Consider the following 17,506-nt stretch of genomic DNA (forward strand, 5'->3'; position numbering starts at 1 on the left):
CGGGCCGCCCGCACCGTCAGCACCGCCCACCCAGCGCCGCCCCGCCGGCCCACGCACCACCTCCGATCCGCCGCACGACCTGGCCAGACCACCTCAAGGAGAACCCCAGCATGTCCAGCACCCGAACCCTCACCACCGCACGTGGTACCCGGACCTCCCGCGCGACCGCCTGGCTGCTCGTCCCGGCCCTCGCCGGGGTCCTTGCCGTGGGCGGGTGCGCGGGCGGCACGTCGGCGGCCGACGAGCCCGCCGGTTCCTCGGCCGAGGCGGGCACCCGCACGGTCGAGACCGCGTTCGGGAAGGTCGACATCCCCGTGGACCCGCAGCGCGTCGTCGCCCTCGAAGGCGGCACGGGGCCGCTCCTCGAGGCGGGCATCGTGCCCGTCGCGACCGCGGACGGCGACTGGGCCGAGTCGTACCTGCCCGAGGAGTTCGAGCAGGTCGCGGACCTGCCGATCGTGATGGGCGCGGACGGGTGGGACTACGAGAAGATCGCGTCGCTGGGGCCCGACCTGATCGTCGGGTTCGTCCGCGGCGGCAAGGAGGAGGAGCTCAGCGCCGAGAAGAAGGCCGACTTCGACAAGCTGTCGCAGATCGCCCCGACCGTGCTCATCCGTGCCACGGGCTCGGCGACGGTCAAGGACGCGTCGGTCGAGATCGCGACGGCGCTCGGAGCGGGCGAGGAGGCCGAGGCGACGAAGGCCGAGTACGAGGCGCGCGTCGCGCAGATCAAGGAGACGTACGGCGACGTCATCGCGGCCAACACGTTCGCGGGGCTCGACTCGTTCGAGGAGATCACGGTCTACTCGCAGATCTCCTGGATCGGCGGCATCCTCACCGACATCGACGCGCCCCTGCCGAAGGTCGTCGCCGAGGAGACGACCGAGAACGGTGCGTTCCTGTCCTACGAGCAGCTCGGCCAGGTCGCGGACGCGACCGTCGTGCTGACCGAGCAGACGGTCGACGGCCGGCCCGGCCCCGGCGCCGAGGAGCTCGAGGCCGCCTCGACCTACCAGTCGCTCCCTGCCGTGACCGCGGGGCACGCGTACGGCATCCGCTACTTCTTCGCGGACCGCTACAGCCTGGCGCTCGACGTCCTCGACCAGCTCGAGGTCGTGCTCGAGGACCTCCAGGGCTGATGACGACGTCCTCCGCCCCCGACCTCCTGCCGTCCGGCGCCGCTCCGACGGGGAAGGCCGCGCCGACGGGGCAGGCCGTGCCGGTCCTCCCGGTCGCGCCGGTCCCAGCCGCGCCGCGCTCCGCGACGGCGACGCCCGCGGCCTTCCCGCTCACGACCGCGCAGCTCGGCGTGATCGGCGCGCAGCTCGTGCGCCCCGACACGTCCGCGTTCGCGGTGGGCGAGGTCGTCGAGATCACGGGCGAGGTCGACACGGGCGTGCTGGCGCTCGCCGTCGAGCTGGTGGTCGGGGAGACGGAGGCGATGCGGACGGCGTTCGTGGTGTCGGACGACGTCGCGCAGGTCGTCCACCCGGCCGGCGGTCCCGCGCTCACGAGGGCGCGCGCGGACGCCGTGACCGGCGGCGTCCGGGTCCTCGACCTGTCGGGGGTGCCCGACGCCCGGGAGCGCGCGGCCGCTCTCGTCGAGGCGGACCGGGCGCTGCCCTTCGCGCTCGACGTCCCGGGCCTGGCCCGCCAGACGATCGTCCGCCTCGACGCCACGACCGTGTGGTGGTCCCTCGTGGTGCACCACGCGATCCTCGACGCGTACGGGATCACGCTCGTCGTGCGCCGCGTCGCCGAGGTCTTCACCGCGCTGACCTCGGGGCGCGACGTGGGCCCGAGCCCGTTCGGGAAGGTCGCGGACGTGGTGGCCGAGGAGACCCGCTACGCGGTGTCCCCCGAGCGGGAGCGGGACAGGGAGCACTGGGCCTCGCGGGTAGGCGTCCTCGACGGCGGTCCCGGGAGCTTCAGCGAGGGGCCGCTCGCGGAGACCGTCGCCGGTCCGGTGCCGGCCGACGCCGTGGTGCGCGTCGCGCACGACGTGGGCTGCGCCGTCGGGCCGCTCGAGGAGGTCGCCGCGCGGTCCGGGGCCGGCTGGCCCGACGTCGTCGCGGCCACCTTCGCGGTCCACCTCGCCCTCGTCGCGGGGCGTCGCCGCGTGAGCGTCGCGATGCCCGCCATGAACCGCATGGGGTCGGTCGCGGCGGTCGTGCCGACCATGCGGGTCAACGTCCTGCCGGTCGTGGTCGACGTCGCACCCGGGCAGCGCGTCGACGAGCTCGTGACGCAGGTGCGCGAGCGCGTGGGCGAGCTGCGCCGCCACGGGCGCTACCCGGCCGAGCAGATCGTGCGCGACGCAGGCTCGGCCGTGACCGCGGCCGAGCTCAACGTCAAGCTCTTCGACCACGACCTGCGCTTCGGCGCCGCCGTCGGCCGGCTGCGCAACGTGGCCGAGGGACCCGTCGACGACCTCGCCGTCTCGGTCGTGCGCGTCCCCGGGCCGGACGGCGACGAGCTGCGCCTGGCGGGCACCGCGCCCGCACACCTCTTCACCGCGCCCGACGTCGCCGCTCGCCTGCGCGAGCTGGCCCACCTCCTCGAGAGCGTGGGCCGGGCCGCGCCCGACGCGCGGGTCGGGAGCCTCGGCCTCGCGCCCGCGGCGACCGAGGTCGCGATCGTGGCCGCCTCGACCGGCCCCGCGCTCCCCGGTGACGCGCTGCCCCGGCTCGCCGGGTCGCTGTTCGACCAGGCCGTGACCCTGCGCCGGGACGCCGTGGCGCTCGTCGCGCGCGAGACCTCGACGTTCCGCGCGCTCGACGAGGCCGTCGCGCACCTCGCCGGACGCCTGGTCGCGGCCGGCGCCCGCTCCGACACGCTCGTCGCGATCGACCTGCCGCGCGGCACCGACTACGTCGTGACCCTGCTCGCGCTGCACCGCTGCGGGGCCGCCGCGCTCCTGCTCGACGACCGGACCCCGCCCGCGCGACGCCTCGCGCTCGTCGACCGGCACGAGGCACGGCTCGTCGTCGCCGACGTCACGGCCGCTGCCGGCCCGTCCCTCCACAGCGGCGACGGCTCCCTGTGGACGGGACGCGTCGTCGTCGGGCCGCGCGGGGACGCCGCCGCCCGGGGCGAGACGCCCCTGTGGCACGCGCTCGACGTGCCCCGCGACGCGCTCGCCTACGTCCTGCACACCTCCGGCTCCACGGGCGAGCCCAAGGCCGTCGGGATCAGCCACGGCGCGCTCGCGCAGTTCCTCGCCTACCACCAGGAGCACGTCGTGCCGCGAGCGGGGCGGTACCCGGCCCCGGCGCAACGCGTCGCGCAGACCATGCCGCTCGTGTTCGACGGCTCGTGGGACACGCTGCTCACCCTGCTGCTGGGGCACGAGCTCCACCTGCTCGACGTCGAGCAGTACCGCGACCCCGGGACCCTCGTGGACCTCGTGGTCGAGCGCGGCATCCACCGCCTCGACCTCACGCCCACCGTCATGTCGGCCGTCGTCGAGGCCGGGCTGTTCGAGCGCGAGCACGTGCTGCGGACCGTGTCCGTGGGCGGCGAGGCCTGCCCGCCCGCGCTGTGGACCACGCTGCGCGCACAGCCGGGCCTCGACGTCCTCAACCTGTACGGGCCCACCGAGTACACGGTCGACGCCGTGGGTGCGACGGGCGACGACGCGGACCGACCCGTGATCGGGCGACCGCTCAGCGCGACCGCTGCTCTGGTGCTCGACCAGCACCTGCGGCCCGTGCCCGACGGTGTGGTCGGTGAGCTCTACCTCGCCGGCCCCCAGCTCGCGCGCGGCTACCTGCGCCGCCCCGACCTCACGGCCGAGCGCTTCGTCGCGAACCCGTTCGGGACGGCGGGGGCGCGCATGTACCGCACGGGCGACCTCGCGCGCCGTGACGCCGACGGACTGCTGCACTACGTCGGTCGGCGCGACCACCAGGTCAAGATCCGCGGGTTCCGCGTCGAGCCCGGCGAGACCGAGGCCGCGCTGCTCGCGCTGCCCGGCGTCGTGCAGGCGACCGTGCAGGCGCGCAGGTCCGCGCTCGGGGCACGTCTCGTCGCGTACGTCGTGGGCCCCGGGCTGGCAGGCGACGCGCTGCGCGCGGCGCTCGCGGACGTGCTGCCCGAGCACCTGGTGCCCTCGGCCGTCGTGGCGCTCGACGCGCTGCCGCTCACGACCAACGGCAAGCTCGACGTCGCGGCGCTCCCCGAGCCCGCGACTCCCTCGCCGAGGGTGACGGACCCCGCCGAGGGTGACGGGAGCGCCCGCCGAGGGCGACCGGCGCTTCCGCCGACGGTGACCGACGTGTCCCTCGCGTTCGCCTCGGCCCTCGACAGCGGCCCCGTCCCGCCCGACGCCGACTTCTTCGCGCTCGGCGGCGACAGCATCCGCGCGATCCACGTCGTGGCACGACTGCGCGAGAAGGGCTGGCGCTCGAGCGTGCAGGACGTGTTCGAGCAACGCACCGTCACGGGGGTCGCGGACAGGCTGCGGCCCCTCGAACCGGTCGCGTCGCCCGCTGCCCCGCCCGCAGCGACGACGCACGCGGCGAGCGCCACCCCCTCGGACGCGGCAACCCCGCTCCTCGACCTCGCGCCCGGCGACCTCGACCGCCTCGGCGCACTCCTCGGCGACCGCCGACGCACACGGAAGGCACGACCATGAGCTCGACCGAGGCCATCGAGGCCGTCTGGCCCCTCACCGCGCTGCAGCGTGCGCTGACCGCGCACGCGGGGCTCACCGACGGCCACGACCCGTACGTGGGGCAGACCCTCGTCGAGCTGCGCGGCCCGCTCGACGGTCCCGCCCTCGAACGCAGCCTCGACGCGCTCCTCGTGGCCCACCCGAACCTGCGTGCGGGGTTCGCGGTCGACGACGACCTGGACCCGGTCCAGTTCGTCCCCATCCAGGCCACGGCCGAGGTCGTCTGGTACGACGCGGACGTCCCGGGCTCCGTGGGTGCGGGTGCTGGCGGGCGAGGGGGCGCGGGCGGGGCCTCTGGCGCAGGCGAGGTGGGCGCCGACGACGCTCTCGGGGCCGACCGTGCCCTGCGGGACGCTGCCCGTGCCGCGGCCGAGGCCGAGCGGTCGCTCCCGTTCGACCCGGCCGACCCGCCGCTCGTGCGCTTCGGGGTCGTCTCGCTCGGCGCGGAGCACCACGTGCTGGTCGTCACGAGCCACCACCTGGTGCTCGACGGTTGGTCGATGCCGTTGCTCGTGCGCGAGGTCGCGCGGCTCTACGGGGCCGAGCTGTCCGCCGAGGGTGACGAGCCCACCCGCCGAGGGCGACCGGATCTCGCGCCGACGGTGACCGACCCGTCGCCGACCGTGACCGACTCGCCCGCCGAGGGTGACGCCCTCGCCCTCGCCCCCGCCCGGGGCCGGTTCGTCGACCACCTCGTGTGGCTGGGACGGCAGGACGCCGACGCAGCACGCGCGCACTGGCGAGAGGCCCTCGCCGACGTCGAGCCGTCCCGCTGGCCCGTGGCCGACGCGTGGACGGCGACGGGCGGAACGCCCTCGGACGCGTTCACGACCCACCGGACCCTCGGCACGACCGCCGTCGAGGCGATCCGCAGTGGAGCCCGCGCCCAGGGCGTCACGTCGGCCACGCTCGTACGCGCCGCCTGGGGCCTGACCGTCGCGGCCCACTCAGGCTCGAGCTGCGCGACCTTCGCCGTCCCGGTCGCGCTCCGCAGCCCCGAGGTCGAGCACGCCGACGAGATCGTCGGGATGCTCACCGAGTCGGTCGTGGCCCGCGTCGACGCCGACGCCGCCACGACCCTCGGGGAGGTCGTCGCGGACCACTCCCGCCGGTGGAACGCCTCGTGGGAGCACCAGCACGTCGGGCTGCGCGGCATCCAGGCGGCGACAGGGTCCGAGACGCCCGTCGCGACGACGCTCGTGTCGTTCGAGCAGGCGCCCGGCGCCGGCGTGGTCGCGCCGACGATCGTCGGCCTCGACCCCGTGCGCCTGCGCGTGCTCGCGACCCAGGACGACACGCACTTCCCCCTCGCGCTCGCGGTCGACGCCGGACCCGACACGTGGGACCTCGCCCTCGACGCGCACGCGGCCGCCTTCACGTCGACGGCCGCCGACGCTCTCCTCGCGACGTTCGAGCGGATCCTCCTCGCGAGCGCCACGACCCCGGGCGCGCGGGTCGCGGGCCTCGACCTGGTCCCGCGGCGTCCCGCCGCCCCGACCTCGGGCGGTGCGGCCACCGCGTCCACCCCGGGTGCACCCGCCGCGTCGGCCGCCGCCCCGGCAGCCGGCCTGGCGGCCGACACAGCAGCCGCCCCGGCAGCCGGCCGCGCACGGACGAGCCGCCCGGCCCTCGTGACCGAGGTCCTCGCCGACTCGATCGCGCGCCACCCGCACGCGGGCGCACTCGTCGTGGGGGACCGACGGTGGACGTTCGCCGAGCTCGACCTCGCGGTCACGCGCGCCGAGCGTCGCCTCACGGCGTGCGGGGCCCGGCCGGGCGACGCGCTCGCGATCGACCTGCCGCGCGACGAACGGATCGTGCACGTGATCCTCGCGGCCCTCCGCCGCGGCCTGGCCGTGACGCCCCTGCCGCACGGGGCGCCCGAGCGCCGCGCGCACGTCCTGCGGATCAGCGGTGCGCGGCTCCTGTGGGACGAGGACGGGCCGCGCCCCCTCGACGCGGCGCCCGTGCCCGGCCGCGGAGCGACGGACGCACCCGGGGCGAGCACCGCCGTCGGGCACGACGACGCGCCTGCGGCGTCCCGGACGCCCGAGCCGAGCGCCGCCGTCGGGCACGACCTGCCGCCCGCCCCCGACGCCGCGACCCTGCGCGCGTGCGTCGGCAGCATCATCTTCACGTCCGGATCGACGGGCGAGCCCAAGGGCGTGGCCGTGGGCCAGGACGCGCTCGCGCACCTGCTGGACCGGCACCGCACCGAGCTCTACCCGGCGGGCGAGCGTCTGCGCGTCGCGCACACCGCGGCGTTCTCGTTCGACGCGCACTACGACGCGTTCCTCGCGCTCGCCGCGGGCCACGAGCTGCACGTGCTCGACGAGGACGTGTTCCTCGACCCGGTCGCGCTGCGCGACTACGCGGCCGAGCACGCGATCGACTACCTCGACTTCACGCCGACCGTCTGGGGTGCGTTGCTCGCGGGCGCCGACTGGACGCGTCTGCCGCGGATCTGCGTCGCGGGCGGCGAGGCGTTCGGGCCCGCGCTGTGGACGCGGATGCGTGAGCTCGCGGCGCGCACGGGCGCGCGCGTCGTCAACCTGTACGGGCCGACCGAGGCGACCGTCGACGCCCTCGCGGCCGACGTCGCGGACACGGCCGAGCCCGTCGTCGGGCGACCCGTGGGACGCACGCAGGCCGTGGTGCTCGATGCTGCACTGCGCGAGGTCCCCGCAGGCACCGTGGGCGAGCTGTACCTCGCGGGACCGCAGCTCGCCGAGGCGTACCTGGGGCGCGCGGGCCTGACCGCGAGCCGCTTCGTCGCCCGGCCCGGCGGGGTCCCGGGGGAGCGCATGTACCGCACGGGCGACCTCGCGCGCCGCGCCGAGGACGGCACCCTGGGCCTGCTGGGGCGCAACGACGACCAGATCTCGCTGCACGGGTTCCGGATCGAGCCGGGCGAGGTCGAGCAGGCGCTCGTCGCGCTCGACGGTGTGGCCGAGGCCGCGGTCGTGCTCGCCGAGCACCCGCGCTGGGGTGCTCGGCTGGTGGCGTACGTGACGGGAGCTGGGCTGGACCCGGGCGTTCTGCGTGCCGCGGCGGGCGAGCGTCTCGCGCGGCACCTCGTGCCGACCGCGTTCGTCACCCTCGACGCCCTGCCGCTCACGCGTCACGGCAAGCTCGACCGCCGTGCGCTGCCCGCGCCCGACTGGGACGGGTCGCGGACCTCCGGGGGCGGGGCCGGCGGCGTCGGTACCGCGTCCGTCGGGCGGCCCGCTGCCGAGCCGACGCCCGTCGAGGCGCAGGTCCGCGCGGCCGCCGCGCGCGTCCTGGGCGGGGAGGACGTGGGCCTCGACGAGTCCTTCTTCGCTGCGGGGGGCGACAGCATCGACGCGCTCCAGCTCATCGCCGCGCTGCGCCGCGAGGGGCTCGTCCTCTCGCCCGCGGACCTGTTCGCGGCGCGCACGCCGCGCGAGATGGCGCGGCGCGTCCGGCCCGACGGCGCCGCGTCCAGGTCCGTCACCTCGGGTGCGGGTGCGGGTGGGGCCTCCGAGGTGCTCGTGGCGCTGACCGCCGCGCAGGCTGTCGCCTTCGACGAGCACGTGCGCGCGGTCGTGGCCGGTGCGTCCCGCGTCGTCGACGTGCTGCCCCTGACCCCGACCCAGCTCGGCATGGTCGCCGAGGCCGCGCGTGACGCGGCCGACGCGTACCGCACCACGACCCGGTTCACCGTGACCGGGCTGGGCGACGACGGGACTGCGCGGGTCGTAGGCGCTGTGCAGGCGCTCGTGGGCCGCCACGCGAACCTGCGGGGCGGCGTGCTCCAGCTCGACCTGCCGGCGCCGGTCTTCTTCGTGCCCGATGCTGCCCGGGTTCTCGTCGCCGAGCACGACGGCCGCGGGCTCGACCCGGTGGCGCTGGCCGCCCTGCTCGACGAGGTGGACCTCACCGAGCGTTCGCGGCTGGGCGACCTGTCGCTCGCGCCGCTCGTGTCGGGCGCGGTCGTGCGGACGGGCGAGGACGAGCACGTCCTGGTCCTCGCGATGCACCACCTGCTGACCGACGGATGGTCGGTGCCGCTCCTGGCGCAGGACCTGCGGAGGACCCTCACGTCGGACGCTGGGTGGGGTGCTGGGCCGGGCGGGCCGACCTTTCGTGACTACCTGACGTGGCTGCGCGACGCAGAGTCCACCCGTGCCGAGGTCGAGGCCCTGTGGCGGGCGGAGCTCGCCGGGCTCGAGGAGCCGTCGTTGCTGGGCGTGCACCATGCCGGCGCGCCGACGGTGACCGACTCGCCCGCCGACGGTGACGCTCGTGTCGTCACGACGCTCCCCACGGGAGCGGAAGGACTCCGCGTGGCTGCCCGTCGCGCCGAGGTCACGCCCGCGACCGTCGTCCAGACGGCATGGGGCCTTGTCGTCGCGGCGCTGACCGGGCAGCCCGAGGCCGTCGTGGGCTCGACGGTCGCGGGTCGCCCGACCGACCTCGACGGCGCCGATCGCATCATCGGCATGTTCGTGAGCTCGTCGCCGGTCCGGGTCCCGGCCGGCGCGCACCTCGCTGCCGACGCGCTGCTCCAGGACGTCCAGGCGCGCCAGGCTCGCCTGCTCGACGCCCACCACGTGGGCCTTCCGTCGATCGCCCGGATCGCCGGCCACTCGCTGTTCGACACCCTCGTGGTCGTCGAGAGCTACCCGCGCGCGACTGCCGCGGTCACCGTCGGCGGTGCTGCGGTCACCCTCGACCCGAGTGCCGGTCACCCTCGACAGGCAGGCACGTCACCCTCGGGGGGCCGGCACGTCACCCTCGGCGGGCAAGCACGTCACCCTCGGCCCGTCGACGTCGTTCCCACCGGCGGACACGACGCGACGCACTACCCCGTGACCGTCACGGTCCTGCCCTCCGCGGACGGCGGGCTCACGATCGAGATCGAGGAGCGTCCCGGCACGCTCGACCCCGCGGTCAGCGCCGTCCTCCCGGCCGCGCTCACCGCGGCGGTCGAGCACCTGGCCCGCGGCGGCGCCCTCCCGACGGCGCACGCCCTCGTCGGTGAGGTGCGCGTCCCACGCCCGGCCCCCGCCGAGCCCGCCCCCCGCACGGAGTCCCGGCCCGCACCCCGGGCCGACGCCCAGGGTGACGCGAACGTGCCGACGAGCGGCGCCGTCGGGCCGCACGACCAGCACGCGGACGAGCGCACCGAGCATGTCCGTGCCGAGATCGCCCGCGTCCTGGGCGACGACGTCGGCCCGACGACCGACTTCTTCGCCGCGGGCGGCGACAGCATCAGCGCGATGCAGCTCGTCGGCGCGTTGCGCGGACGGGGGCTGTCCGTGACGGTCGGGGCGGTCTTCGCGGGCCGCACGGCCGCGGGCATCGCCCTCGCCGCGACCGAGGTCGCGCCCGCTCCCGCGCGACCGGCCGCCCGCACCGCGGACGTCGCCGAGTCGGGCGACCTGCCGCTCACCCCCGCGCTCGCGTGGCTCCTGGAGACCGGTGGCGACCACCGCGGGTTCGTCCAGGTGCGCGTCCTGCGCACGCCCGCCGGCCTCACCGAGGACTCGCTGCGGGCGGCGCTCGCGGCCCTCGTGGAGGCCCACGGCGCACTGCGTCTCGCGGTGCACGACGGCGCCGCGCGCGTCCTCGACGCGGCCTCACCCGCCGTGGTGGCCGGGTCGGGCGACGTCCTGCACGTCACCGACGGCCCTCTCGCCGAGGCGCTGCGTGGCGCGGCGGCGCAGGTCGACCCGGCGACGGGCCGGGTCCTGCGCGCGGTCTGGGACCGGGGGACGCACGAGCTGGCCCTCGTGGCTCACCACGTCGCGGTCGACGCCGTGTCGTGGCGCATCCTCGTGGACGACCTGCGGACGCTCGTCGCGGGTGGTTCGTTGCCGCCCGCGTCGGCGAGCCTGCGGGCCGCGGCGTCCGCCATGCACGACGAGGCCGCGCACCGGGCGGGCGAGCTGCCCGCGTGGGTCGACGTGCACTCCGGCGAGGCCGTCTCGCTGACGGCTCGACCGCTCGACCCGGCGCTCGACACCGTGTCGAGCGCTCGCGAGGTCGTCGTGCGTCTCGGTGCCGACGACACCCGGCTCCTGCTGGGACTTGCCCCCGAGCACCGCACGGACCACGTGCTGCTCGCGGCGCTGTCGCTGGCCGCGGCGGACGTGGCGGCCGCCGGCGTGGCATCCGACGCGGCATCTGACGTGGCGCCGGGCGCGGCGCGGGCCGGCGCGGACCTCGTGGTCGAGACCGAGGGGCACGGGCGACGTCTCGACGGCGAGGGCCCGGACCTCTCGCGCACGGTCGGCTGGTTCACGACCACCTGGCCGCTGCGCCTCGCTGCCGTGCCCGGAGCCACGCCGACCGCGCACCTGCGAGCCACGTCCCGCCAGGCCGCCGCGGTCCCGGGCGACGGCCGGGCGTACGGCCTGCTGCGCCACCTGGCGCCGGGCGCGTCGGCGGCGTTGCGCGACGCCGCGGCAGCCTGCCCGCCGCAGGTCCTCGTGAACTACCTGGGGCGTGAGACGGAGAGCGGCGACGACTGGGGGAGCGTGGCCGACGCCGCGCACGTCGAGTCCGCGCTCGGCCTGCACGCCGACCTGCCTCTGTCGCACCCGGTCGAGCTCAACGCGTACGTGGCCGACGGCCCGGTGCCCGAGCTCGTGGCGCGCTGGCTCCTGGCCCCCGCGGTGACCGGGAACGGTGAGGCGTCACCCTCGCGGGGCGAGCCGGTCACCCTCGGCGAGGGCGTCGGCTCGTTCGGCGAGACGCTGGTCGAGGCGTGGGTCCAGCACCTGCGCGCGCTCGTCCGCGGGGCCGTCGCCGAGGCGGGCGATCCCACCGTCGGCCCGGCGACGATGATCCCCACGGGCGCTCCGTGGCCGCTCACCCCCGTCCAGCGCGGCATGGTCCTGCACGCCCTGGAAGCACCGGTCGACCGGTACACGAGCGCGATCGACGTGGGGCTCGACGGCCCGCTCGACGTCGCCGCGCTGCGTGCCGCCGCGGCCGACGTCCTCGCGGCCCACCCGCAGCTCCGCCTCGCGGTCGCAGCACGCGGCCCGCAGGACGTCGGGCTCGTCGTCACGGACGTCACCGAGGTCCCGCTGCACGAGGTCACGCTGCCCGACGACGTCGCTCACCCGGACGCCGTGCGCCGAGCCCTGGGCGAGATCATGGCCGACGAGCTCGACCGTCCGTTCGACCTGGCGCGCCCGCCGCTGCTGCGGCTCGTCGTCGTCCGGGTCGGCTCCCACGAGGGCGCCCGGCACCGGCTGGTCGTGACCAACCACCACGTGCTGCTCGACGGCTGGTCGGTGCCGTTCCTCGTCGACCTCCTGCTGGGGGCGTACGTGCGCCGCGTCGGTGCACCTGCGAGAGCGACGCCCTCCGGCTCGCCGACGGGGCTGGTCCTGCCCGCGCCGAGCACGGCCTGGCAGCTCTCCCGGCGCCTCGCACGGCGCGACGCCGGCGCGGTGGACGTGTGGCGAGACGCCCTCGCCGGGGCGCGGCCCGTGCGTGTGGCCGAGCCCGAGGACACGGGTGAGCGCCCGGCCGTCCTGCACGCGACGCCCGAGGGCCTGGGCACCCGGCTCGTCGCGGCCGCACGGGCCGCGCAGGTCACGACCGCCGACGTCGTGACCTCGGCCTGGGGGCTCGTGCTCGCCGCCCTCACGGGGGAGAGCGACGTCCTCACGGGCACGACCGTCGCCGGGCGGCCCGCGGAGATCGAGGGTGCGCACGACGTGCTCGGGATGTTCGTCAACACGGTGCCCGTGCGGATCGCGGTCCGGGTGCCGGGGGACAGTGCGACCTGGACCCTCGCGGACCTGGTCCGCTCGGTCCACGAGCGGCAGGCGGGCCTGCGGGACGTCGACCACGTCGGGCTCGCGGACGTGCAGCGCGCGCTCGGGGTCGGCGAGCTGTTCGACACGCTGCTCGTGGTCGAGAACTACCCGCGCGACGCCGACGCCCAGCCCGGCGCCGGGGCCGGGCTGCGGATCACGGACGTCCAGGGCGACGACCGCACGCAGTACCCGCTCGCGCTGACCGTCGACGCGTCCGAGGGGCTGAGCGTGCAGCTCGACCACCTGGCGTCGGTGCCCGCCGACCGGGCCGGGGCGGCGCTCGCGGCCGTCGTCGACGTGCTCGGGCTGCTGGCCGACGCCCCCTCGACGCCCGTCGAGGACGTGCTGGCCGGGCTCGCGGAGCGACACCCGGCGTTGTGCGAGCGCGCATCGGCAGGGCAGCGCGGGGGCGTGGCCTCCACGGCGGACGCGCCGGAGGGCGCGCCCGTCGGCGTCGTCCGTGAGGTCTTCGCCGAGGCGCTGGGCGTGCAGCGCGTGGCCGACGACGACAACTTCTTCGCCCTGGGCGGCGACTCGATCGTCGCGATGAAGGTCACGACGACGCTCCGCGCGCGGGGCTGGACGGTCGACCCGCGCTCGGTCTTCGCGGCGCCGACCCCGGCCACGCTCGCCCTGCGGGCCCGCCCCACCGCCGTCCCTGCCACCACCGCCGCCGTGTCAGGACCAGCGGCCCCTCGCGACCCCGCTGGTCCTGACAGCCCCCCGCTCGTCTCCCCGCTCCTCGCGATGTCCGCGAGCGAGCTCGGCGACCTCGACGACCTGATGAGGAACCTGACATGACCACGACCGACGAGCGCACCACCCCCGCTCCCACGATCGCCGAGGTCCTGCCCCTCGCCCCGCTCCAGGAGGGTCTGCTCTTCCACGCCGTCTCGGAGGACACAGGCCTCGACGTCTACACGATGCAGTCGACGTACCGGTTCCCGGGCGGCGTCGACGAGCCCGCGATGCAGCGCGCGTGCGAGTCGCTGCTGCGGCGGCACGCGGTCCTGCGCGCGGGCTTCGCGCACGAGCGCTTCGCGCGCCCGGTGCAGTTCGTGCCCACGGCGGTCACGGTCCCGTGGCGGGTCCAGGACCTCTCCGACCTCGTCCTCGCGCGGCCCGACGACTACACCTCCGCCCTCGACCGGCTCCAGTACGACGAGCGCCAGCGCCGCTTCACCATGGACCGCCCGCCGCTCATCCGCTTCGTGCTCGTGCGGCTCGGCGAGCAGGGGGCCGCGCTCGTCGTCACGAACCACCACATCCTGCTCGACGGCTGGTCCGACGCGCTGCTCGTGACCGAGCTCCTGCGGCACTACGCCGCGGGCGGCGAGGACGCGAGCCTGCCGCCCGCCCCGCAGTTCCGCGACTACCTGGCGTGGGTCGCGGCGCAGGACGACGACGCCGCGGCGACCGCGTGGGACGTCTCGCTGGCGGGCCTCGCGGAGGGGACGCTCGTCGCCCCGCCGGACCCGCGCCGTCGGGCCTCGATGCCCGAGGTCGTCGAGCGGGACCTCGACCCGACCCTCTCGCTCGCGGTCCTGGCCCTGGCGCGCACGTGCGCGGTCTCGGTCAGCACGGTCTACTCGGCCGCGTGGGCGCTCGCGCTGCGCTCGGTCACGGGGAGCGACGACATCGTGTTCGGCAGCACGGTCTCGGGTCGCCCGCCGGCGCTCGCGGGCGTCGAGGAGATGGTCGGGCTGTTCCTCAACACCGTGCCCGTGCGGCTCGCGACGCGGCCTGGGGAGCCGTTCCGCGACCTGGTGCGCCGCTTCCAGTCGGAGCAGGCCGAGCTCATGGACCACCACCACGTGAGCCTGGGCGAGCTGCAGCGCCGGGCGGGCGTCGGGACGCTGTTCGACACGCTCTACGTCATGCGCAACACGCCCGAGGACGACGCCGAGCTCGACCGCCTCAGCGCGGCCGTGGGCCTCGAGGACGTCGAGGGCGGCGACGCCACGCACTACCCGCTGACGTTCGTGGTCCACCCCGGGCAGCCGTACCGGCTGATCCTGTCGCACCGCACCGACGTCGTGGACGCCGCCCGGGCGCATGCCCTGCTCGACCAGGTCGAGGCCGTCCTGCGCCGCGCGGTGGGCGAGCCGGGTGCTCCGGTCGCCCGGGTCGCAGCGGTGACCGACGACGTCGCGCCCCTCCTCCTGTCACGTGGCGTCCGCTCGGCGCAGGACGTCGGCGACGACTCGTTGCTCGACCTGCTGGACCGGGCCGTCGCGGCCCACCCGCAGCGCACGGCGCTGGTCCACGGCACCGACTCGGTGACGTTCGCCCGGCTCGGCGAGCGCGTCGACCTGCTCGCGCGCGCACTGGTCGCGGCCGGTGCCGGGCCCGAGGACGTCGTGGCGCTCGCGGTGCCGCGCGGGATCGACTTCGTCGTCGCGCTGTTCGCGACCCTGCGGGCCGGGGCGGCGTACGTGCCGCTCGACGCCGCGCACCCGGCCGAACGGCTGTGCGCGATCGTCGAGGCGGCAGGTGCGCGCGCCGTGGTGCTGGACGAGTCGTTCCGGGGTCTCGTGGGGCCGGCACTGGCGGGCCGCGCGGTGGTGCCGGCGCCCCAGGTCCCCCAGGACCTCCAGGTCCCCCCGACGGCGACGCACCGGCTCGCCGAGGGTGACGGACCCGCCCGCCGAAGGCGACCGGACCTGCCGCCGACGGTGACGGACGCGCCGGCCGAGGGTGACGCGAACCCGGCCCGGGGCGACGACCCGTGGCCCGCCTACCGCCACGACCGGCTCGCGTACGTCATGTACACGTCGGGCTCGACGGGTGCGCCCAAGGGCGTGGCGATCGAGCACGGGGGGCTGGTCAACATGCTGCGCAACCACCGGGCGGAGATCTTCGAGCCGCTCGTGGCCTCCCGCCCGGCCGGGCTCCGGGAGGAGCCGGTCCGGGTCGCGCACACGGTCTCGTTCGCGTTCGACATGTCGTGGGAAGAGCTGCTGTGGCTCGTCGACGGCCACGAGGTGCACCTGCTCGACGAGGCCGTTCGACGCGACCCGCACGCGATGGCGACGTACTGCGCGGCGGAGCGGATCGACGTCGTCAACGTGACGCCCTCGGTGTGCTCGGCGCTCCTCGCGGAGGGCCTGCTCGACGAGGGCCGGTACCGCCCGGGCCTCGTGCTGCTGGGCGGCGAGGCCGTGGGTGCGGAGGTGTGGGACGCGATCGTCGCCACCCCGGGGACGCGCGGCTACAACCTGTACGGCCCGACCGAGTACACGATCAACACGCTCGGCGGCGGCACGGACGAGAGCCGGCGCCCGACCGTCGGGCGTCCCATCGCCAACACGTCGGTGTACGTCCTGGACTCCGGGCTCGCGCCCGTGCCCGACGGCACGCCGGGCGAGCTGTACGTGAGCGGGATCGGGCTCGCACGCGGGTACCACGGGGCGCCCGGGCTGAGCGCCGAGCGGTTCGTCGCCGACCCGTTCGGGGTGCCGGGTGCGCGCATGTACCGCACGGGTGACGTCGTGCGCCGCAGGCCCGACGGGCAGCTCGACTTCCTGGGGCGCAGCGACGGTCAGGTCAAGATCCGGGGCTACCGGGTCGAGCCGGGGGAGTCGCAGGCGGTGCTGGCGCGCGACCCGCGGGTCGCGCAGTGCGCCGTGGTCGCGCGCCGGGGCGCCGGGGGCGGTCACGTCCTCGTGGGCTACGTGGTGCTCGCCGAGGGCGCCGAGACCTCCGACGGCGACCCGGCCCTGCTGGCCGACGTCCTGCGGACCATGCGCCGAACGGTTCCCGACCACCTGGTCCCGTCGGCCCTCGTCCCGCTCGACGAGCTGCCGCTGACGCCGCACGCCAAGCTCGACGTCCGGCGCCTGCCCGCTCCCGACCTCACGCGCGAGGGCGGGCGCGAGCCCCGGACCGACCTCGAGCGCGAGCTCTGTGCGATCTTCGCCGAGGTCCTGGGCGTGACGACCTTCGGCGCCGACGACGACTTCTACGCCGCGGGGGGCCACTCGCTCCTGGCGATGCGTGCGGTCTCGATGGTCCGCACGCGGCTGGGGCGCCCGCTCAGCGTCGGCGTCCTCGTGACCGCTCCGACGGTCGAGGCGATCGTCGCGCACTGGGACGCCCCGGAGACCGACCCGTTCGCGGGCACGCTCACCCTGCGCGCTCCGGCGCCCGGGACCGTAGCAGGGACCGGGACCGCGCCGCTCTTCTGCTTCGCCCCGGCGGGCGGCCTCGGGTGGTCCTTCGCGTCGCTCGTCCCGCACGTCCCGGCCGGGACGGCGGTGCACGCGCTCCAGTCGCCGCGTCTCGCGGGGCCCGACGGCGCCCCCTCCTCGCTCGTCGACCTCGCCGAGCAGTCGGTCCGGGCGGTGCGCGAGGTGCAGCCGCGGGGGCCGTACCACCTGCTCGGCTACTCGTTCGGGGCCCACCTGGCCCACCTGGTGGCGACCCGCCTGCAGGAGGCGGGGGACGTCGTCGCGAGCCTGACGATGCTCGACGCCGAGGCCGTCGTGCCCGGGGTGGGCGGCGCCGTCGGGCAGGACGGTCACCCTCGGCAGGGGAACGCGTCACCGTCGGCGGGGGGCGGCGAGGTCGACGCCGACGATCTCGCCAGCGTCGAGGTCGACGCCCTGCGGTCGCTGCTCGCCGCCGGCGGCGCCGACCCCGACCTGGTCGCCGCGCCCACGCGCGACGACGTCCTCGACGTCCTGGCCGACGCGCCCGGTGCCTGGGGCGACCTCGACGAGGACGGGCTCGCCGCGGTCGTCGACACCTACCTGTACTCGTGCGACCTCATGGGACAGGCCCGCTACACCCCGTTCCGGGGCGACCTGCTGCTGTTCACGGCGAACGAGGGCGCCGACCGCCCTGACCTCACGGCCCAGCGCGACGCCTGGGCCCCGCACGTGACCGGGACCGTGACCCAGCACACGGTCCTCGCAGGCCACCACGACATGGTGTCGCCCGCGGCGATCGGCCAGCTCGGCCCGGTCCTCGCGCGACACCTGTCCCAGGCTCCTGCGGCCACCCGACCCAGCACCGACGAGAGGCACTGACC

The 17,506-nt window shown here is 76.4% G+C and carries 4 protein-coding genes; all 4 read left to right on the forward strand.

All coding sequences use genetic code 11. From position 1 onward, the window contains the following. The first annotated feature begins 110 nt into the window (after positions 1-110). The 4 genes from WFH32_RS12960 to WFH32_RS12975 are packed head-to-tail and all read left to right on the forward strand — an operon-like array spanning position 111 to position 17,504. Positions 111-1,139 (forward strand): ABC transporter substrate-binding protein, encoded by a 1,029-nt coding sequence (locus WFH32_RS12960; RefSeq protein ID WP_336707759.1) that lies wholly within the window; start codon positions 111-113, stop codon positions 1,137-1,139. After that, on the forward strand, positions 1,139-4,636 hold the full coding sequence (locus tag WFH32_RS12965) for an amino acid adenylation domain-containing protein (protein WP_336707760.1): 3,498 nt from the start codon (positions 1,139-1,141) through the stop codon (positions 4,634-4,636). The genes WFH32_RS12960 and WFH32_RS12965 overlap by 1 nt, the downstream gene beginning before the upstream one ends. After that, positions 4,633-13,275, forward strand: coding sequence for a non-ribosomal peptide synthetase (locus WFH32_RS12970; RefSeq protein ID WP_336707761.1), 8,643 nt, complete (start codon positions 4,633-4,635; stop codon positions 13,273-13,275). Before WFH32_RS12965 ends, WFH32_RS12970 begins: the two co-directional genes overlap by 4 nt. After that, positions 13,272-17,504, forward strand: coding sequence for a non-ribosomal peptide synthetase (locus tag WFH32_RS12975; RefSeq protein ID WP_336707762.1), 4,233 nt, complete (start codon positions 13,272-13,274; stop codon positions 17,502-17,504). The genes WFH32_RS12970 and WFH32_RS12975 overlap by 4 nt, the downstream gene beginning before the upstream one ends. Positions 17,505-17,506 lie beyond the last annotated feature (2 nt).

Origin of the sequence: Oerskovia sp. USHLN155 (assembly GCF_037145535.1) — a bacterium.
Taxonomy (GTDB): Bacteria; Actinomycetota; Actinomycetes; order Actinomycetales; family Cellulomonadaceae; genus Oerskovia; species Oerskovia rustica.

Excerpts from the sequence above, each read along its gene's own strand:
- WFH32_RS12970 (WP_336707761.1), top strand. The coding sequence starts at position 4,633 with ATGAGCTCGACCGAGGCCATCGAGGCCGTCTGGCCCCTCACCGCGCTG.
- WFH32_RS12960 (WP_336707759.1), top strand. The coding sequence starts at position 111 with ATGTCCAGCACCCGAACCCTCACCACCGCACGTGGTACCCGGACCTCC.
- WFH32_RS12975 (WP_336707762.1), top strand. The coding sequence starts at position 13,272 with ATGACCACGACCGACGAGCGCACCACCCCCGCTCCCACGATCGCCGAG.
- WFH32_RS12965 (WP_336707760.1), top strand. The coding sequence starts at position 1,139 with ATGACGACGTCCTCCGCCCCCGACCTCCTGCCGTCCGGCGCCGCTCCG.